Genomic DNA, 19,001 nt, shown 5'->3' with positions numbered 1-19,001 from the left:
GATAGGCTAGCAGTTAAGAGTAAGAAGCAAGGTTAATCATGCAAACATTACAAGCGGATGTGCTGAGCATTTCGCCACTTACAGAATTCGTTTATAAAGTCATTTTGAAGCCAAACGCGCCGGCTCAATTTGAAGCGGGTCATTATTGCCAGCTGGTACTGGCGGAAAAAGACAAACGTGCATTTTCAATCGCCAGCCGCCCCAGCCAACAACACGAAATCGAGTTGCATATTGGTGCCTCGGGTGCCGATTCATACGCCATGCAGGCGCTTGATCACCTAAAAGAGCATCATGCCAATGGCACCCAGGCAACGCTAGAAGTCGGCCTGGGCGTGTCGCAATTGCGTTTAGATTGCGACCGTCCAATGATCCTTTTGGCGGGTGGCACCGGCTTCTCCTACGTCAAGTCGATGGCCGACCACCTGGCTGAAATCGGCTGCAACCGTCCGGTATTTTTCTACTGGGGTGTAAAACACGAAAACGCGCTGTATGCCAAGGCGGAAATGGAAGCATGGGCCGCCAGCAACCCGCATTTCACCTTTATCCCTGTTGTTGAACAACCACAGGGCGAGTGGCACGGCCACACCGGCTTAGTGCATCAGGCGGTGATGAAGGACATTGTATCGCTGGAGCCGTATTCCATTTATATGGCTGGGCGTTTCGACATGATAGGCGCGGTACGCGATGACTTTATCGAACACGGTGCATTGCGCGAGCATATGTACGCGGATGCCTTTGCCTTTATCAAATAAGCAGCGGCCGAGTGTTCACTTCTAGAAAAGGGGCTTAAGCCCCTTTTCTGTTTTTGAAATGCAATAATGCGTCGCGTAATTAACCCTAACGGGCGGCGGCCTTGGCTTTTAAAGCGGCTTTATCGCCATCACTTAAGTAGGCGATTTCCAACGCATTAGCTTGCGCTAGTTCAATATCCTCTTTAGTTAAGCCCGCCTGATATGCGGCGTGTTGATACTCGTTGTCGAGCTCTATGCCCTGCACCGCCGGATCATCGGTATTAATCGACGCCAAAATACCGTGTTCAAGGAATCGTTTCAGCGGATGTGTATGAATATCGGCCACCGTACTGGTGAGTACATTACTCGTCAGACACGACTCGATACCAATACGGTTATCGCGCAGATAGTCCATTAATTTAGGGTCTTGGATGGCATTGACACCGTGACCGATACGATCGGCCCCCAATCCCTGGATGGCTTGCCAGATACTGCTGGAATCCTGTGCCTCACCGGCATGCACTGTGGCTCGTAAGTCGGCCTTATGTACCTGTTTAAAGTGATCAACAAATAATTCGCCGGGAAAGCCAAGTTCGTCACCGGCCAAATCAACCGCCACCATCTGCTCTTTAAAGGCCAAAATGGCGTCCAGCTCTTGCTGACATTTTTGTTGTCCGAAGGTGCGCGACATAATGCCGATCAGGTTGACCTTGATGTCATGCTCGCGCACGGCGCTATGAATACCATCGACCACGGCCTCAACCACCCCTTGTGGATGCAGATTATGACTCATCGCCATGTAATAAGGGCTAAAACGCAGTTCGGTGTAGTCTATGCCTTGTGCCACGGCATCCTCGACATTTTCGATGGCAATGCGACGGCAGGCGTCGTAATCCCCTAATACCTTTACGCCCCAGTCGAGCTTTTCTAAAAAAGCCATCAAGTCCGGGGCTATCTCAACGACCTGCACATGCGGACGCAAAGACTCAAGGTCGCTACCTGGGAGCTGTATATTGAACTGTCGGCCCAACTCGAGAATGGTGGTAGCGCGCACATTGCCATCTAAATGGCGATGTAGATCGAGTAAAGGTAGCTGGCGATTGATCATCATGACCCCCAAGTGTGTAGGTAAAATTGTGCGCATCATACGCACTTGCGCAATAAATTCAAGTTAGTCCGGTGTGGTACTCACCCGCCGTGCCAGTTGCCGGGCAATACTGCTAAAGAGTGTATTGGCCTCAATAGGCTTCACCACATAGTCGTTCATGCCATAATGCTGGGCCAGCTTGAGGTCCCGCTCCTGTGCATTGGCGGAAAGGCCAATGATTGGCAAGTCACTGAGCAGTAACTCATTGCGGATCACCTGGGTGGCCGCCAGACCGTCCATATTTGGCATCTGTATATCCATAAGCACCAGGTCATAATGTTTGCGGCCCACCATTTCCACCGCCTCAACACCATCATTGGCAATGTCCGGTTTAGCGCCCTTGCCCTCAAGCATGGCCTTGGCCACCTGCTGATTGAGCGGATTATCTTCCACCAGCAAAATCGCCACATCCGTTAAGTCGATATGGCTCTGTTTGCCGCGCTCCTGTGGCCTATCTTGACGCACCGGCAGGCTTGATTGTTTCGGCAGATAGACGCGAAAACATGAACCCAGGCCTTCTTCACTTTCCAGCTCGATACGCCCACCCATCAAGTCCACCAGCTTTTGGCAGATACTTAAGCCTAGCCCGGTGCCACCAAAGCGTCGCGAGGTCGAACCATCGGCTTGTGAAAATGGCTTAAACAATTGCTTCTGGATTTCTTTGCGAATACCTATGCCGGTGTCGCTGACGCTAAAGCAAAGTTCATCTCTGCCATCGCTTACCTTTAAGCGAATGGCGCCGTGCTGGGTGAACTTCACAGCATTATTCAACAGATTAAGCAAAACCTGCTTAAGGCGGATCATATCGGTGTGAAAAATCGGCGCCACCTCAGGGTCAATTTCATAGTCGACCAACAGGCTCTTATTGCTGGCCTCCACGCTGATCAACTGCTTTAGCTCGGTGCAGAGCTCGTCTATGACTATGGGCTCCTGATGCAAGTCGAGCTTGCCCGCTTCCATCTTTGAAAAATCGAGCAGATCGTTGAGCACGCGCAGCAACACGCTTAGGGCGTTATCGGCCTGCGCCACATACTGCTTGCCCTTTTGCCAATCACCCTGCTGCAAGGCAAGATAATGCAGACCTTTAATACCATTGATAGGCGTACGAATTTCGTGACCCATATTGGCCAAGAATTGTGATTTAGCACTGTTGGCACTGTCTGCCTTAGCCTTTTCTTCGCGTAACACCTTAGTTTGCTTGGCTACCTGATCACGCACGCGAATATTGCTGCCGGTGATGGCGATTAAAAAGGTGGTCAGCAACCAGACAAACAGCATGCCCACCACCTGAGCAAACCAATAGCCCGACCATAACGGCCGCCCTCCCTGACGATATATATTCAAACGCCATTGCCGTGAGGCGGTGGCCACCTCATGGCTCATGATCAAATCATCATGCACAGCCAGCTTTAAAATGGCCTGCGGCGGCTCCTCACTAATATCCACCACTTCCACATCTATGCCGTCAAAAGCCAGCTTGGCCAGTGCCGATTGCTTTAGAAGCGGTAGGCTTATCACCGCAGCTACATAGCCACTTATCTGAGCGTCAGCATCTAACACCTCGGCCACCACCAAAAAGCCAAGATCGCCCTGAGGACTGCTTTCGAGCTGGAATGCCGGAGTCACAAACAACTTGCCCGGGTGCGCCAAAAGCTGAGGAAAATATGGCTCCGCACTGATGTCTAAACCGAACACGGTTTGCAAGCCAGACGAAAACTGACCGTAATATACCGGAAAGTGCCCTTTACCGGTGTGCCGCTGTGCAAAGCGGGCAAACACCCGATATTGCTCAACCCCTTCTGCCCGCGCTTGCTGCTCTAGCGCCGCCACGCTTTCTGGTAATACCCTGGGCATCCACACCAGAGCATTGATCTCCGGGTTATAGGCCATTTGTTTACTGGTAAAGTCGTCAAACTCGCGCCGCGACACATTATGACTGTGGGTCATAAAGGAGGCGAGGATTTGAGTGTTGGCGCGTAACCGGGTAAGCACAGCATCAAACTGCTCGACGATCACCTGCGCCTGTGAATTGTAGTAACGCTGATTTTGTTCTTTCTTGGCATTGGCTGCTAAATAGAAGGTGACGCTGATCACCGCATAGATAATCAGTGAGGGCACCACCACCTGAAGACGATGACGCGCCACTTCGAAGTTAAAGCCCGCTAAAAGCAAGGGGGTAAAAATCATCACCCCAATACTGTCGCCTATCCACCAAGTTAGAAAATTCTCCCAGCGTCCCGACGGTGGGATTACGCCATTAGCAATTAACAGCTCGGTACCGACCAAGGCGGCAATAACACAGACCAAGGGACCGCCAACAAGGATGCTGGCCATGCTGCGTTTTAAATCAGACAGATCCAGAGGTGCGCGCAATACCTTGGTAATAAGCCAGTAGCCCAAAAACGCCTGGAAGGTGGAAGCAAGTGTCACCAGTGCGGCCTGGGTAGCCACCTGCCAATGGAGGATCCCCCCGATACTCTCAAGGTGCAATAAGTTGGTCATGAGGGCGCCGACCAGGATACCGACTAAGGCTCGGCGTCCAGCGATCAACAGTGCCGCTAGGGCAATGCCTGAGGGCGGCCAGGAGGCCACGGCATAGCCCTCAACGGATAGCAGGGCATTACTTAAAAATCCGGTAATAAAGTAACCCAGGGCAACAACAAGGCTTAAGTTGAACAGGTTCCTCATTACCTCCTCGCTAGCGCTGGCTGTGGTCTAGAACGAGTAAGGCTTTCTCCGCTTGACCTGTGGCGCGATAGCTTTGCATGGCTCGCTGTGGATGCGGCAGGCGCTGTTGCTGCGCTAAGACCTTATCAAAGATCCGTGCCGCCAGCTCGTGTTCGCCTTGGCTTTGCGCCAAATAAGCCAGACATACGAGCATTTCCGGTTCGTCGGGCTGTTTTTTCAGCTCGGCCTGCAGTGCTTTTTGCAGCTCTTCGACCTGGCCATATTCGATGTCGCTCAAAACCGACAGGAGCTGCGAGTACTCATTACGCTTAAGCAGCTTTTTCAGCTCGTCTTGCACCGCGGCAGTTTCACCCACCCGCACCATGGCACGCAAATAGTGGGTATGACCACCACTGCGCACCGCTTTAGGTAGATCGCTATTACGCTTTTGCAAGGTGGTGGCCGAGTCGCTGTCAAAGTAGGCCCTTAAGGCCCAATCCCACTCATTTTCATCAAAGCTTTCTGCCTTAATTAAACGCGGGGCTAACTGGGCAAATTCGTTGAACTTATGCAACTTCAACAGCACATTGGCATAAAGTTTTAATTGATGAGCCGTGGCTTTTTTACTGGCGCATTGGCTACGGAGCGTGGCCAGCACCTCGGCTTCGCTGTGGGCCGCCAGCCAGAGGTTTACCGGTTCACTGCGATTCTTATCCGACAGCTCATCCAAAAGATTCAGTGCAAAATCCCTCTCCCCCTGATGCAGACGCGCTTTAGCTTGCATGGCCAAGGCGAAGTCACGCCATTTTTCGTCGACACTGCCCTTGCTTAATGTGTGTTGCAGCTGCTGCATATCATCATTAATAAGCGCCCATAATGCCTGTTCCAGCACCGCCTGTTTACGCTCCTTGCTACGGGCAAAAAAGCCATGGCGGACATTACGATAGCTGTTGACTACGTAACGCAGCAGACAAAATAGCAGGTAACCGCCAAATAGCGTTATCAGGGTGAGAATCACAAAACTGACTATGCTGCCCTCGACGGTCCACTGACCGAAGGCAATCAGCACATAGCCCTTTTCGTCAATCAGCCAGGGAGCGACCGCAGCAACCAGGGCAATTAGGCCAAAGATAATAAGCAGTCTCACCATGTTAAGACTCCTCTAGAACACTGACGGTGGCCAGCTTAACTGGTTGCGCTGGCGTCAGCTGTTGTAGTCTTAGCTGTTTGAGCTGACTAAGGAACTGGCTGGTTTGCGGCTGTGATAAATCAAAGTAGCGAGTGATTAAATCCGCTGCGCCTTGCAGCGATTGTTTATACAGGTCGATATACTGGTGGGTGGCGGCAAAACCGGCCTGATCGAGGTAAAAGTGCAGACGCTGTTTAATCAGGCGTTGTTGTTCGTTGTCCAGCAAGGGCTCTATGGTCGCCTCGCGTTTGCGCACCTTGATAAAGTCATCCACCAGCTTGTCCCAGGAGCGCCCTAAATTGGCCCGCCAGTCGGAAACATTGTCCGATAATTCCTGATTATCCGCTGCAACCGGTTCGTCCGGCAAATCAACCATGTTGAAAGCCAGTTTATCTACCTGCTGACCCAAGCCATGCAAGGTCAGGACAATGGCTTGCACGTCGGCCAGCTCGATACTGGCCAGGGTTTGCAGATCGCTGTGAATAGCCCGCCTTAGCTGGGCGTTACCTGGGTAGCTGGCGAGCAGTGCATCGGCACGTTCAAGCACGGAAGCGGCACCGGCGTAGTTATTTTCCGACCAAATTTTAAAATCGGCCAGGGCCACCAAACGGCGCAACTCATTCATATCTAACGGTGGCTGAGTATTATCTTGCGCTGCGGCAATACTTTGCTCAACATGGGTGATCAGCGAGCGTTGATTGGCACTCAGCTGACGACTGATGTCGTCATTAAAATCTTGCTGCCATTGCTGACTTTGCTGTTGCTGGGTTTGTTGTGCGCTGCCTAAGGCCTTGATTTGCTCTGTCAGTGCCTGATTAGCGCTCTGCAATTGTTGCACTCGCTGTTGCATTTGCGTCAGCGCGGCATTTTCTTGCTCAGCCGCATGGCTTTGCTGCTGATACTGTTGCCAATATAAATAACCAGTTCCAGCACCGGCACCAAGGGCAATCAGAAGAGCCAATAAGCCGATCTTGCTCATGCCTTGACGTTGACCTGCCGGCGCAGCGTCCGATTGCATTTTTGAATCCGGCTTATTTACTTTGGCCGCCGGCTCATTCGAAGATGCCGGTTCCTGCTCTGGCTGCTCGCTCATATTGTTTTCCTGCTCACTGTCGATACACGCGGCGATGGCCTGGTTAGTCACGCCTGCGGCAATACTAATATGGTCCGAGGCCACACCCTGCTGTTCTAAGTGCGCCCCTGTTCTAGCACTAACGATATAGAAATGTCGCGATTTAAGCCACTGTAATAATTGCGGATCTTGGCTGGCAAAGATGGCATCGACGCTGCTGTTACTGGTTATTACCAGGGCATCAACCTTATCCTGCTGCCATTGCTTCAACCAGGCATCGCTGCTTGGCTGTGCCGCACTGCGCTCGTATACCACCAGCGGATTAACAAAGGCACCACGCTGCTTGAGGGTTTTGGCTATCAGGGTGCGTCCACCGCGGCCCTTAACCAGCACCACTGACTTACCGTCAACTTGCTGCAACTGAGGCAGCGCCAGTACGCCTTCAGAGTCATGCTGCTCGGGCACCAGGGCGCGATACTGAAAATGGCTCTCTATCGCCTCGGCGGTGGCTTCTCCCACCGCCACACATTGCAAGCTAGCAGGCAAGCTGGCACGTTGCTGATACAAGCCGGTAACCGCATCCTGAGAGACGAAAATGGCAATATCGGCTTCATCCAGGGTCGCCAGCTGTTGTTCGTCACTGTCGAGATACTCTATGTTTAGCACCGGGCATTGAGTGACCTTATGCCCTTGGGCGCTTAGCAGATCCGCCAGTTCTTGCCCCTTACCCTGGGGCCGAGTAACAACAATATGTGCCATTGCATGCGCCATCGCTTTCGTCCACTACTATTTTATTTCACCGTACACCTTGGCCAGAATAACATCGGCCCCTTGGGCCAGGAGTTCTTCGGCCAGGCTTACACCCAGTTGCTGAGCTTCGCTAATAGGACCCTTGGCTTCGGCCCGTAAAATTTGCTTACCATCCAACGAGCCCACCAGACCACGCAGATGCACCTGGTCCCCCTCAATCACGGCGTACGCACCGATAGGCACCTGACACCCGCCTTGCAAACGGCGGTTCATGGCACGCTCGGCATCAACACGGATACGAGTTTGCGTATGCTCCAGCGGCGCCAGCAGGGCTTTAATTTGCTCATCGTCACTGCGACACTCAATACCCACGGCACCTTGCCCATTGGCCGGCAACGACTCTTCGGCACTGATAAAACTGCGGATGCGATCGCTCATTTCTAAGCGGATCAGGCCGGCGGCGGCAAGGATAATGGCGTCGTACTGGCCGTCGTCCAGCTTCGCTAAACGGGTATTAACGTTTCCGCGCAGATCGCGAATATCGAGATCGGGACGGCGCTCTTTGAGTTGGCATTGACGGCGTAAGCTCGACGTACCAACAACCGCCCCCTCGGGTAGGCTGTCGATATCGGCATAGCGGTTAGATACAAAGGCATCACGCGGGTCTTCACGCTCACAGATGGTGTGTAGCTCTAAACCGGGTGGGAAATCCACCGGCACATCCTTCATGGAGTGCACCGCGATATCGGCACGATCTTCCAGCATGGCCTGCTCTAATTCTTTGACGAACAAGCCCTTACCGCCAACTTTAGCCAAAGGAGTATCGAGAATAATGTCGCCCTTGGTGGTCATGGTTACCAGTTCGACTTCAATATTTGCATGATGGCGCTCTAATTCAGCCTTTACAAATTCGGCTTGCCACAAAGCTAGGGCACTTTTACGAGTGGCAATTCGCACTCGCTGAGTTGCAGTTGTCATGTATTTCCTAATTCAAAGTTAAGGCTTGGCAGTTAAACGAAATTCTCTGGTTGCCAATAACTTATTATTGTTATCTCGTAATTCTACACGCCACAAACCAACTTGGCTGGGCATAATGCGTTTCGATGAAAAGGTGCGATAACGCGCGGTGTGAACGCCGAGTTCTACGCGTGCCACCTGCTGCTCTTCAAAATACCAAATATGGCTTACCTGTTGCCCCTGCAAACCTCGTAACTCGGTGAAAAACACCAAACGTTCATCGAAGTCATCCATGGCAATTTCACGTCCTAAGGCGCTCACCGGCTCACGATCTTGCACTTGTGTGGTCAAGACCGCTCGGCTCACCTTATCGGTATCGATTTTGCTGCCCTGGGCCAGGTTGGCAACCTTGGCTTCATCATTAAAATCGGCGGCGGCGAGTGTTGGTTCGGCCTGAACGGGTGCGGTCCGAACGGACTCGGCCTGGACAGGTGCGACCGGTTCAGCCTTGCCCTCGTTCGCTTGACTTACCTCGGTGGCAGTTGCTATCTCATTAGGCTCAACGTCGTTTTGCGCTGAGCTATTAAGCGATTGCGGTTCAAGATTTACCTCGGTGGCTAATGCAGGGGCCATAACCGGCTCCTCTAATGGCTCTTCCACCAGCGCTGGCTCTGCAGCCATAGGCTGTTCATCACCAAACTCCTCACTACTGGCAACTGGCGCAACAACTAACTGGCTTGCGGCTAACTCGGACTCGATAATCCTGCTTTGCTCGGCATTGGCTGGGGTAAAAGCGGCATACCAAAGCGCGCCAATGGCAACAGCCCCAACCCCTGCGGCGGTGCCGATGCGATGCCAATGCCACTGATAGACCACATCCTTGCGGGCAATGCGCGGTGTATTATTATTCATGTTCGCAGTAATCACGATTTTTTGTCCCATGCGCTGGTTCCTAGATCTCTTTTAACTTAGTCGCTCTATCAGCCATTGTCGAATAGCCTCAAGCTCTTGTTCACAGACCTGGTGCGCCATGGCATACGTTTGCCAGGACACCGCCATCCCTTGCTCCTGTAAACACTGATAGGCCTGTTTGCCAGCCGTCAACGGCACCACGTTATCAAACTCGCCATGGGCCATAAAAATAGTGAGGTCTTTATGTATCGCTTGCTCGGCTAATAACTCGGGCTGAGACATATAGGTTGATAAGGCCATCACCCCGGCTAGCTTATGCTTATAGCGAGGGGCGAGATGCAAGGCAATCACGCCGCCTTGCGAAAAGCCTGCAAGAATAATCTTATCCGCCGGTATCCCGGCTGCGATTTGCTCATCGATTAGCGCGCTAATGCGTTGCGCTGATTGTTGCACACCTTGGGCATCGGCACGTTTATCTAGATCAAGAGATTTAATATCGTACCAGGCGCGCATTTCCATGCCGCCGTTAATGGTCACGGCTTGAACCGGCGCGTGAGGAAATAAGAATTTCACCCCAAGCTCATCGGGCAGGGCTAAATGCGGGGCCACGGGGGCAAAACCATCGCCGGAATCCCCTAAACCGTGTAACCAGATCACCGTGGCTTTATGAGCCGGGCTATTAAAGTAACTGGCACCGTCGAATTGACTCACTTAATCATGCTCCCAGCGGATATCAACACCCGCCTGCTTAGTCGCCGCGTCACACATAAACTGCCAGAACTCGGCGCCGGAGCGGTTATCTATCCACTGCTCACCATGTAATTCAAAGTGGTGGCCGTTAAATTTAGTGGCAACCCAAACCTGGTGTAATGGCGCCTGCTTGTTAATCACTATCTTACTGCGATCGGGGAAGATGATTTCTAATATCCCCGCCGCCGATTCATAGTCTAAATCCGCATCTAAATCGTCGATCTGCTCTTCGATGGTCAACATCAATGCATCGGCCAGCTGATGGTACTGGGTGTCGGTCATGGTGGTTTCACTCATTTGGCTTGCGCTCCTGTCCTGGCGGTGACGTTGTGAAGGGGAAATAATTCAACAGCAACGACTACATTTTCGGTATTTTCTGTTACTCTGCGATTATAAAACGAGTCATATTAATTATCTATCGAATCACTATGTATAACAGTCACCGATTGCCTCACCTTGTTGTAGCCGTCAGCTTAACGCTACTAAGCGCCTGTGGTCAAAGTGGCCCCTTATACCTGCCGCAAGAACAACCCGAGATCCAGCAGCCCGCCTCACAGCAAGAACAAGAGGCCGAGGCGCAAATACAGGCCAGCGACCCGCAACAGCAGCAATAAACCTAGAGTTGGCTGCGTTTTGCAGGCATAGTGATGGCATAGAGGGATGATGTAAGAGCGTTATGTTAGTTAACTTCTCCAAGATGCACGGGCTGGGAAATGATTTTATGGTCGTCGATAACGTGACCCAGAACATTTTTCTTTCCCGCGACCAAATCAAGCGACTGGCCGACCGTAACTTTGGCGTTGGCTTCGACCAATTGTTAATGGTCGAGGCACCCTATTCACCGGATTTAGACTTCCATTACCGTATTTTTAATGCCGACGGCAGCGAAGTGGAACAATGCGGTAACGGCGCTCGCTGCTTTGCCCGTTTTGTACGCATGAAAGGCCTCACCAATAAGCACAAGATTGCTGTTTCCACCAAGGGTGGCAACATGATCTTATATATTGAAAAAGACGGTCAGGTCACTGTGAACATGGGACAGCCCATGCTTGAACCCAAAGAAATTCCGCTAAAAGCCAGTAAACGCGAACTCACCTATATTTTACGCCAGCAGGAGCAAACCCTGTTTGTTGGCGCCGCCTCCATGGGTAATCCCCATTGCGTGATCGAGGTTGACGACATCGACACCGCCGACGTGCATACCCTGGGCCCCTTGGTTGAAGAGCATGAACGCTTCCCGAAAAAGGTCAATGTTGGCTTTATGCAGGTGATCGATCCGAACCATATTAAGCTCAGGGTCTGGGAGCGTGGTGCCGGCGAAACGCTGGCCTGTGGCAGTGGAGCCTGCGCCGCAGCCGTGGTTGGACAACTACAAAATAAGCTAGGCAACAATGTCAAAGTAGATCTGCCTGGCGGTAGCTTGCAGATCCGCTGGCAGGGCGAAGGTCACCCGGTCAAGATGACTGGCCCCGCCGAGCATGTTTTTGATGGACAAATAGCCTTATGAGTGAATTAAGCAAAGAGCAAATCGCCGACTATCTTAAAGACAACCCAGACTTTCTGCTGCAACACCCCGAGGTGTTCGCCGCGATGAACCTGGGTGCAACGCATGAAAGCGTCGCCTCTTTGCAATTACGCCAGCAACAAGTGCTGCGCGAACAAAATCGTGCGCTGCAACAACAGTTACAACAATTGGTCGCTCAGGCGAAACAAAATGAAAAAGTGTTTCAAGTATTCAGCGCCTGTCATCGCCAGCTGATGCGGGATGCCGAGTTTGTCGAACTGGCGGCGGGACTGGAAGCCCTGATCTGCGAACAATTGCAGATCAGTGAGTGTAAACTGATTAAGTTCACCGACGAGCTACAACCCTTGCTGGATAAACGCCTGGAGCAAAACAATCACTACCTTGGCCGCCTGTCAGAGCAGGAACAAGCGCTGATCTTTGCCGGCCAGAGCAAAAGCGCCGCCCTATACCTGATTGGTGAATTACCATCACCGTTAGCCATTTTGGCCTTTGCCAGTGAAGATGAACTGCACTTTGAACCGGCCCAGGACAGTCTGTTTATCTTTGAATTTGTCAAAGCCCTGCAAGAGCGCTTAACAGCCCTATCATGAGCGAGTCGCAGGCTCTCACCTTTGCCGTGATGACCGACAGCTGGCGCTTACCCGTGAGCGACTATCACCATTATCTGCGCTATGAAAAACAATACTCCAGTCACACCTTGGAGCAATACCAGCGGCAACTCCTAGAGGTGGCTCGATACTTTTATGATGACCGGGATGGCTGGTTGACCATTAGCGGTGACGATATTCGCCGTTATGCCATGTCATTGCGTGCCAAGGGCTTGGGGGCTCGCACCGTCAACCTTAAGCTCAGTTGCCTGCGCGCCTTTTTTCGCTTTTTACGGGCCTATAATCCACACCTTGATAACCCGGCGCAATTTGTAAAGGGCCCCAAGTTTGATAAGCCGCTGCCCCGCAATCTGGATATTGAACAGATGCATCAACTGCTTGAGATCGACGATGACGATCCGCTCGCCATCCGCGACAAGGCCATGATGGAATTAATGTACTCCAGTGGACTGCGGATCAGTGAGTTGGTTAATACTAACTGCAATGATATCGATTTGCGCAGTGCTGAAATTCGTGTCCTAGGTAAGGGTAATAAAGAACGCTTGGTACCGGTGGGTTCGCAGGCCATTACCGCAATTAATGCCTGGCTCAAGGTGCGCGGCGCCTTTGTCGGTGCCGACCCCGAGGCACTGTTTTTATCGAAACGGAAAACCCGTATTTCTGTGCGTCATGTACGGGAGCGCATGCGTGAATGGGGAGTCAAACAAGGCCTGAGTGCTCAGGTTCATCCTCATAAATTGCGCCACTCCTTTGCCTCTCATGTCTTGCAGTCGAGCGGCGATCTGCGGGCGGTGCAGGAACTACTGGGCCACAGCAGTTTGTCGGCAACCCAGGTTTATACCCATTTAGACTTTCAACACCTGGCCAAGGTGTATGATAATACCCACCCCAGAGCTAAAAAACAGAAGTAACAGCCCGAATGATGCGATTTAATCGAGCCATGGCTCCCGCCAAGGTACTGAGCTTTGACCTGGACGACACCCTGTATGATAACCACCCTATCATCAAGGCAGCGTTGCAGGCACAGCAGGATTATTTGCTTACCCTACCGGGATGGCTGGAGCAAGGCGATGATTTTTGGCTAGACTGCCGTCGCATCGTGATTGCCCGTGATCCAGCGCTGGCTCATGATGTTACGCAAATTCGTAAGCAAGCGCTCACTTACGCCATGGATAAGATTGGGGTAGAACAATACCATGCTGACAATGCCTACGAGATTTTTGCCGAAGCACGCAGCAAGATCACCGTAAGCGATGAGATATTAGCCCTGCTGGAATCACTTAAACGTAAATATCGACTGATCGCCATTACCAACGGCAATGTCGATGTCTCCAAGTTCAACCTCAGAGATCAATTCGAGTTAGTCTTGATGGCCGGGCCCGATGGCAAGTCCAAGCCTCATCGGGATTTATTCGATCATGCCGCCGAGCGTCTTGGGGTTGCGAACCAGGAAATCATCCATATCGGCGATAGCCTGGACACAGATGTGCAAGGTGCGAACAATGCCGGATGTCGCAGCATTTGGCTCAATAATCAAGGCATTCAATATGCCTATAAGGGTCTGCCTTGCTGTGAGATTGACGACATCATGGCATTGACGGAGCTAGGTTAAATACGAACTAAAGTGCTTTAACCATATAGCTACGACGCCCATCAAGAGGGTAATCAGCTAGCGCGAAGACCTCCTCGTAACCATGGCGGCGATAAAAGTCGGGAGCCTGGAACTCCAGGGTATCGAGTACGGCCTTTGTCGCACCCAATTCCTTGGCTGCCCGCTCCAGTTTATAAAGAAGTTCGTTGGCGTAGCCTTGCCCCCTGTGCTCAGGGTTGACCCATAACCAATCGATGAGTAGCCAATGGCCAAAGCATCGTCCAGCAATGCCCGCAACCACTTCTCCCTTATCATTGCTGACTCTAAAACCGAGGTTTTGTCTTTGTACGGGCCAATGTGACTTGTTAAAAGCAACCACCTGTTCTTTAAGCCAATCACTTAATTGCTCACTGCTGTCACTGACAATTTCGTACCGTCTCATTATCTAACTCCCGAAGTACCCATGGCGCCTATGTTAACTAATATGAGAACAAGCAGTTAGCGGTAAATTGCCGGTAATTCGCTTGCTAAGGCATACCTGTTTATAAAAACAGTATTCTATTTAGCCAAAGCAGAACTCTTGTTATACTTGCCAAACTAACAATAGGTGGATGTGGCGATGGATGTATCTGAATTACTTGATGGCTTGAACGATAAACAACGAGAGGCGGTAGCAGCACCCTTGCAAAATATGCTGGTTCTTGCCGGTGCGGGCTCAGGTAAAACCCGGGTATTGGTCCATCGTATCGCCTGGTTGATGCAGGTAGAAAACGCCTCACCCTATAGTGTCTTTGCGGTGACCTTTACCAACAAGGCGGCCAAAGAAATGCGTGCCCGAGTCGAACAAACCATTCAAGGCTCCGCCGGTGGCATGTGGATTGGTACCTTCCACGGTTTGGCCCATCGTATTTTGCGTGCTCACCACCGTGAAGCAAAATTGCCTGAGTCTTTCCAAATTCTCGACAGTGATGATCAGCAACGTATGATACGCCGCTTGCTTAAGGCCATGAATATCGACGAAAAGAAATGGCCGGCAAAGCATATCGCCTGGTATATCAGCGCCAAAAAAGATGAGGGCCTGCGCCCTGGCGACATTCAAGCCTATGACGTCAACGAACAGCTATTACAGAGGGTATACGGCGCCTACCAAGAGGCCTGTGACCGCGCCGGTTTAGTCGACTTTGCCGAGATCCTGCTACGCTGCTACGAAGTGCTGCAGCAACAACCTGCGCTGCTGCGTCACTATCAGCAGCGCTTTGCCCATATTCTGGTGGACGAGTTCCAGGATACCAACACAATTCAGTATCGCTGGCTGGCTCTGATCGCCGGTGATACCAACTCCATGATGATAGTCGGCGACGACGACCAAAGTATCTATGGCTGGCGTGGGGCGCGTATTGAAAACATTAAACGCTTTTTGGACGACTTTGATGCCGAAACCATTCGCCTGGAACAAAACTATCGCTCCACGGCAACGATTCTAAAAGCGGCAAACTCGCTGATTGAAAACAACTCCGAGCGTATGGGTAAAAGCCTGTGGACCGATGGTAACCAAGGTGAGTCTATTTCCATCTATGCTGCCTTTAACGAGCTGGATGAGGCCCGTTTTATTGTCGGCAAAATTAAAACCTGGCTCGAGGCCGGCAATGCCCTCAGTGACAGCGCCATCTTGTATCGTAATAACGCCCAATCCCGTGTACTGGAAGAGGCTTTACTGCAAGAGGGCATGAAATACCGTATTTATGGCGGCATGCGTTTCTTCGAGCGTCAGGAGATCAAAGATGCCCTTAGCTATTTACGCCTGGTAAGTAATCGCCAAGACGACGCCGCCTTTGAGCGTGTAATCAACACGCCCACCCGCGGCATCGGGGATAAAACCCTCAGCCATATTCGTGACTGTGCCCGCGCCGAGTCACTGCCGCTTTGGTATGCCGCCAAGGCAATCATAGAGCAAAAGCATTTATCCGGCCGCGCCGCCACCGCGGTAACCCGGTTCTTGGAGTTAGTCGATGGCATCGAAGCCCATATTGGCGATCTGACTTTGGCCGAGCAAACCAAGTACGCCATTGAAAATACAGGTCTTATGGCTATGTATCAGGCGGAAAAAGGTGAAAAAGGCCGGGCTCGCGTAGAGAACTTAGAAGAATTAATCAACGCCTGTGAGCAATACGAATTACCGGTAGATGAAGAGTTTTCATCGCCACTGCAAGGCTTCCTAGCCTACACCTCGCTAGAGTCCGGTGAAGGTCAGGCCGAAGAGCATGAAGATGCAGTGCAGATGATGACATTGCACTCGGCAAAAGGCCTGGAGTTCCCGCTTGTCTTTATGGCCGGTGTTGAAGAAGGCATGTTCCCATCGCAACAAAGCCAGGAAGAAAGCGGTCGCTTAGAGGAAGAGCGTCGCCTTTGCTATGTGGGTATGACCCGTGCCATGGATAAGTTGTATATCACTCATGCGGAAAGCCGTCGCCTCTATGGTCAGGAAAAGTATCACAGCCCATCACGCTTTTTGCGAGAGCTACCCGATGACTGCGTCGAAGAAATTCGCGTTAGAACCAAGGTAACTGCGCCGCAACAGTCGGGCCGTTTTAGCCCATCGCTAACACAAGCGGCGTTTGCCGATAGCGGCTTTAATCTCGGCCAACGCGTGCTACATGCCAAGTTTGGCGAGGGCACGGTATTGAATTATGAAGGTGCCGGGGCCCAGTCGCGGGTGCAGGTAAACTTTGATGACGTTGGCAGTAAATGGTTGGTCACCGCCTATGCTCGCTTGCAAGCACTCTGAAGTCACAAACTTACTCAGCCAATTAAAGCGCCAGCGATGGCGCCAAGCGCTGTTATTGCGTGGCGAACGGCAATGGTGTTACGAGCAATTAATAGCGCTCCAGAAACTGACAGCCGCTCCATGGTATGTGCTCAGCAATAATGAAAAGTTGAGACAGGCCCAGTGGCCGCATCATCTGCACCAGATCCTGGGGCAAGAGCATGCCCACGCCGCCTACGACTGTTACAGCGGCTTTTACGCCGATAAACTCGCAGCGCTGGCGGGCACGGTGCAAGCCGGGGGTTTGTTGGTGCTTATGCTGCCGGAAGATACCAGCACCTTTATCGATCCGGGTATGGATAAGCTCGTTTCTTACGGTTACTCCACACCAACACAAAGCCATTTTTGGGCCTGGTTAGAACAGCAACTAGTAGAAACCGACTTTGTTAGCATCAAGCAATCTGCGGGGAGCTCGAATTGCATCACCTTGGTTGCCGATACCCCTGAGGGTAACGCTCGACCGGATACAAGCGAACAGCTAGCTGTCGTAGAGCAAATCATTAAAACCGCTAAGGGTAGAGCACATCGCCCCCTATTAATTAGCGCCGACCGGGGTCGTGGCAAGTCTGCCGCACTAGGTATAGCCGCCGGCCAGCTGAGCGATAAACGCATCATCTTATGTGCCGTTCAGCGTCGCGCGGTAAGTACCGTGTTTAAACACCTGAGCGATACGGCATCCCTTGCCGAGGCCAAGGACACAGATCTGAGTCTTGGTAATGTGGAATATATGCCTCCGGATCGCGTACTGCACGAGCAACCCAGTTGTGATCTACTCTTGGTCGATGAAGCGGCCACCCTGCCGATACATATTCTTAAACAGCTTTTGGCTATCTATCCACGCGTGGTCTTTGCCAGTACCCTAGCCGGTTACGAAGGCAGTGGCCGGGGTTACACATTGCGCTTTAAAGCCTATTTGCAAAGGCACTACTCTAACTTTCGCGAGCGCGTTTTAAACGAACCGTTTCGCTTCGCCTCGGGGGATCCCTTGGAACAGGGGATCAACAAATTACTGGTGCTTGATGCCGCCAGCAAGGAACTCCAGCCCTGCGAACAAGCATTAACTCATATTGCTATCGATACGGCTAAACTGCGCGAGCAGCCGGAATTACTAAAGCAGGTGTTTGCTTTACTGGTGCTGGCCCATTATCAGACTTCGGCCAATGACTTTCGCCAATTACTGGATGCGCCGGGACAGCGTATTTACCTGAGCCGAAAAGGCGAGCAACTGGTCGCCGTGGCTGTTATTACCTTGGAAGGTCGCTTCGATGAGCAAATGGCGGCCCAGGTTGTAAGTGGTGAACGTCGTCCGCAAGCGCATCTTCTTGCTCAAAGCCTGGCGCAGCTAAGCGGTGAATCACAATTGGCGCAGGTATCCTGCGCGCGCATAGTGCGTATTGCCGTGCACCCGCAGCTCCACCATCAGGGAATAGGGAGTGATTTGATGAACTTTATCGGTGACGATCTCACACAACATAAGGTTGCCATACTTGGCACCAGCTTTGGAGCTCACGCCAGCCTGCTGGAATTTTGGCAACGTCTTGGTCTCAGCACCATTAAGCTGGGCATTAAGCGGGATCATGTCAGCGGTGAATACAGCGCCCTAATGGCAAAAGGGCTCACTGAACAAGGCACCCAGCTATTGTCACCGGTTATCAAGGCCTGGCAAAAGGATCTGCCACACCTAATAGCGCATTATTTTGCCGATTTGGAGAGTCGTCTGTTACTAAAACTATTATGCGAATGCCCCAAGGCCGAACCCAGCCAGGCCGATCATCATACCCTAATGCGTTTTACCCTAGGTCAGATCCCGCTAGCACAAGCCTATGGCGCCCTGCGGCGCTATCTTCAATCAAACTGGTTGTCACTTGCTATGGCGCCTAAAGAAACTCAAGAAGTGATTCTTGCGCTCATATTTAACAGCGTAGATGCCAAGCCTGCCGAACTGAGTAAAAAACAGTACCAGCAGCTGATCAAAAGCTTCATTCAACAGCTTCTAAAATAAAGCCAAAGTCCCTCTAAACACAAAAACCCGCTTATTATGCGGGTTTCTTTTTTCCAAGTTCTACCGTTCTAACCAAGCCACAGGGAGCAACTCTAACTTATAGCGATTCTAAATTGGGGCTGGTTTCAGGCGATAGAGTGTGTATGGTGTATTAAAAACGCCAGAAAGCAAAAAACCCGCTGCATAGCTGCAACGGGTTTCTTTAATAAGGCCCTGACGATGTTCTACTTTCACATGGCAAATGCCACACTATCATCGACGCTGTTTCGTTTCACT

17 protein-coding genes are annotated in these 19,001 nt (G+C 51.7%); 8 read left to right on the top strand and 9 right to left on the bottom strand.

All coding sequences use genetic code 11. The features are described from left to right. The first annotated feature begins 38 nt into the window (after window positions 1-38). Window positions 39-752, top strand: coding sequence for an NAD(P)H-flavin reductase (gene fre / locus C2M29_RS08705; protein ID WP_105189413.1), 714 nt, complete (start codon window positions 39-41; stop codon window positions 750-752). A gap of 85 nt (window positions 753-837) precedes the next feature. On the opposite strand, the gene add is transcribed toward fre, so the two are convergent. From add to cyaY, 8 genes are all read right to left on the bottom strand, one after another. Next, complete coding sequence (add, locus tag C2M29_RS08700) at window positions 838-1,839, bottom strand: adenosine deaminase (protein ID WP_105189412.1); 1,002 nt, start codon at window positions 1,837-1,839, stop codon at window positions 838-840. A gap of 63 nt (window positions 1,840-1,902) precedes the next feature. Further along, window positions 1,903-4,566 carry an ATP-binding protein gene (locus C2M29_RS08695; RefSeq protein WP_105189411.1) on the bottom strand — a complete coding sequence of 888 codons (2,664 nt, stop codon included), beginning with the start codon at window positions 4,564-4,566 and terminating at the stop codon, window positions 1,903-1,905. Between the two features lie 10 nt (window positions 4,567-4,576). After that, window positions 4,577-5,695 carry a heme biosynthesis HemY N-terminal domain-containing protein gene (locus C2M29_RS08690; RefSeq protein WP_105189410.1) on the bottom strand — a complete coding sequence of 373 codons (1,119 nt, stop codon included), beginning with the start codon at window positions 5,693-5,695 and terminating at the stop codon, window positions 4,577-4,579. A 1-nt stretch (window position 5,696) separates the two neighbouring features. Then, a complete protein-coding gene (locus C2M29_RS08685; protein WP_158684690.1) occupies window positions 5,697-7,565 on the bottom strand; it encodes a uroporphyrinogen-III synthase in 1,869 nt (622 codons plus the stop codon). Between the two features lie 27 nt (window positions 7,566-7,592). Continuing rightward, window positions 7,593-8,534, bottom strand: coding sequence for a hydroxymethylbilane synthase (gene hemC / locus C2M29_RS08680; protein WP_105189408.1), 942 nt, complete (start codon window positions 8,532-8,534; stop codon window positions 7,593-7,595). Between the two features lie 18 nt (window positions 8,535-8,552). Continuing rightward, window positions 8,553-9,455, bottom strand: a complete 903-nt coding sequence (locus tag C2M29_RS08675; RefSeq protein WP_105189407.1) for a DUF2914 domain-containing protein — start codon at window positions 9,453-9,455, stop codon at window positions 8,553-8,555. A 21-nt stretch (window positions 9,456-9,476) separates the two neighbouring features. Further along, the gene (locus C2M29_RS08670) at window positions 9,477-10,136 is read right to left on the bottom strand and encodes an alpha/beta hydrolase (RefSeq protein ID WP_105189406.1); all 660 of its coding nucleotides are present in this window, start codon (window positions 10,134-10,136) and stop codon (window positions 9,477-9,479) included. After that, the gene (cyaY, locus tag C2M29_RS08665) at window positions 10,137-10,457 is read right to left on the bottom strand and encodes an iron donor protein CyaY (RefSeq protein ID WP_105189425.1); all 321 of its coding nucleotides are present in this window, start codon (window positions 10,455-10,457) and stop codon (window positions 10,137-10,139) included. Between the two features lie 146 nt (window positions 10,458-10,603). Between cyaY and lptM the strand changes: the two genes are divergently transcribed. The 5 genes from lptM (at window position 10,604) to C2M29_RS08640 (ending at window position 13,920) form a co-directional block, all read left to right on the top strand. Next, window positions 10,604-10,789 carry an LPS translocon maturation chaperone LptM gene (gene lptM / locus C2M29_RS08660; protein WP_105189405.1) on the top strand — a complete coding sequence of 62 codons (186 nt, stop codon included), beginning with the start codon at window positions 10,604-10,606 and terminating at the stop codon, window positions 10,787-10,789. Window positions 10,790-10,851: 62 nt separating this feature from the next. After that, window positions 10,852-11,682, top strand: a complete 831-nt coding sequence (dapF, locus tag C2M29_RS08655; RefSeq protein ID WP_105189404.1) for a diaminopimelate epimerase — start codon at window positions 10,852-10,854, stop codon at window positions 11,680-11,682. Then, on the top strand, window positions 11,679-12,290 hold the full coding sequence (locus C2M29_RS08650) for a DUF484 family protein (RefSeq protein WP_105189403.1): 612 nt from the start codon (window positions 11,679-11,681) through the stop codon (window positions 12,288-12,290). Before dapF ends, C2M29_RS08650 begins: the two co-directional genes overlap by 4 nt. After that, complete coding sequence (gene xerC / locus C2M29_RS08645) at window positions 12,287-13,219, top strand: tyrosine recombinase XerC (RefSeq protein WP_283247860.1); 933 nt, start codon at window positions 12,287-12,289, stop codon at window positions 13,217-13,219. The genes C2M29_RS08650 and xerC overlap by 4 nt, the downstream gene beginning before the upstream one ends. A gap of 8 nt (window positions 13,220-13,227) precedes the next feature. Beyond that, the gene (locus C2M29_RS08640; protein ID WP_105189402.1) at window positions 13,228-13,920 is read left to right on the top strand and encodes an HAD-IA family hydrolase; all 693 of its coding nucleotides are present in this window, start codon (window positions 13,228-13,230) and stop codon (window positions 13,918-13,920) included. 7 nt (window positions 13,921-13,927) lie between these two features. Here the strand turns inward: C2M29_RS08640 and C2M29_RS08635 are convergent, their stop codons facing one another. Next, a complete protein-coding gene (locus C2M29_RS08635) occupies window positions 13,928-14,341 on the bottom strand; it encodes a GNAT family N-acetyltransferase (protein ID WP_105189401.1) in 414 nt (137 codons plus the stop codon). Between the two features lie 177 nt (window positions 14,342-14,518). Between C2M29_RS08635 and uvrD the strand changes: the two genes are divergently transcribed. After that, on the top strand, window positions 14,519-16,684 hold the full coding sequence (gene uvrD / locus C2M29_RS08630) for a DNA helicase II (RefSeq protein ID WP_105189423.1): 2,166 nt from the start codon (window positions 14,519-14,521) through the stop codon (window positions 16,682-16,684). Next, entirely contained in the window at window positions 16,629-18,725 is a 2,097-nt protein-coding gene (locus tag C2M29_RS08625; RefSeq protein ID WP_105189400.1) for a GNAT family N-acetyltransferase, read from the top strand. Before uvrD ends, C2M29_RS08625 begins: the two co-directional genes overlap by 56 nt. Window positions 18,726-19,001: the final 276 nt, after the last annotated feature.

It is taken from the genome of Pseudoalteromonas sp. T1lg48 (assembly GCF_002964785.1).
GTDB lineage: Bacteria > Pseudomonadota > Gammaproteobacteria > Enterobacterales > Alteromonadaceae > Pseudoalteromonas.
Note: the sequence above shows the minus strand (reverse complement) of the source record. Positions and strands in the feature narration are given on the sequence as shown.

Coding starts and splice junctions, on each gene's coding strand:
- C2M29_RS08695 (WP_105189411.1), bottom strand. CDS start 4,566: ATGAGGAACCTGTTCAACTTAAGCCTTGTTGTTGCCCTGGGTTACTTT.
- uvrD (WP_105189423.1), top strand. CDS start 14,519: ATGGATGTATCTGAATTACTTGATGGCTTGAACGATAAACAACGAGAG.
- C2M29_RS08635 (WP_105189401.1), bottom strand. CDS start 14,341: ATGAGACGGTACGAAATTGTCAGTGACAGCAGTGAGCAATTAAGTGAT.
- dapF (WP_105189404.1), top strand. CDS start 10,852: ATGTTAGTTAACTTCTCCAAGATGCACGGGCTGGGAAATGATTTTATG.
- add (WP_105189412.1), bottom strand. CDS start 1,839: ATGATCAATCGCCAGCTACCTTTACTCGATCTACATCGCCATTTAGAT.
- C2M29_RS08650 (WP_105189403.1), top strand. CDS start 11,679: ATGAGTGAATTAAGCAAAGAGCAAATCGCCGACTATCTTAAAGACAAC.
- C2M29_RS08685 (WP_158684690.1), bottom strand. CDS start 7,565: ATGGCACATATTGTTGTTACTCGGCCCCAGGGTAAGGGGCAAGAACTG.
- fre (WP_105189413.1), top strand. CDS start 39: ATGCAAACATTACAAGCGGATGTGCTGAGCATTTCGCCACTTACAGAA.
- C2M29_RS08640 (WP_105189402.1), top strand. CDS start 13,228: ATGATGCGATTTAATCGAGCCATGGCTCCCGCCAAGGTACTGAGCTTT.
- hemC (WP_105189408.1), bottom strand. CDS start 8,534: ATGACAACTGCAACTCAGCGAGTGCGAATTGCCACTCGTAAAAGTGCC.
- xerC (WP_283247860.1), top strand. CDS start 12,287: ATGAGCGAGTCGCAGGCTCTCACCTTTGCCGTGATGACCGACAGCTGG.
- C2M29_RS08675 (WP_105189407.1), bottom strand. CDS start 9,455: ATGGGACAAAAAATCGTGATTACTGCGAACATGAATAATAATACACCG.
- C2M29_RS08690 (WP_105189410.1), bottom strand. CDS start 5,695: ATGGTGAGACTGCTTATTATCTTTGGCCTAATTGCCCTGGTTGCTGCG.
- lptM (WP_105189405.1), top strand. CDS start 10,604: ATGTATAACAGTCACCGATTGCCTCACCTTGTTGTAGCCGTCAGCTTA.
- C2M29_RS08625 (WP_105189400.1), top strand. CDS start 16,629: ATGACGTTGGCAGTAAATGGTTGGTCACCGCCTATGCTCGCTTGCAAG.
- cyaY (WP_105189425.1), bottom strand. CDS start 10,457: ATGACCGACACCCAGTACCATCAGCTGGCCGATGCATTGATGTTGACC.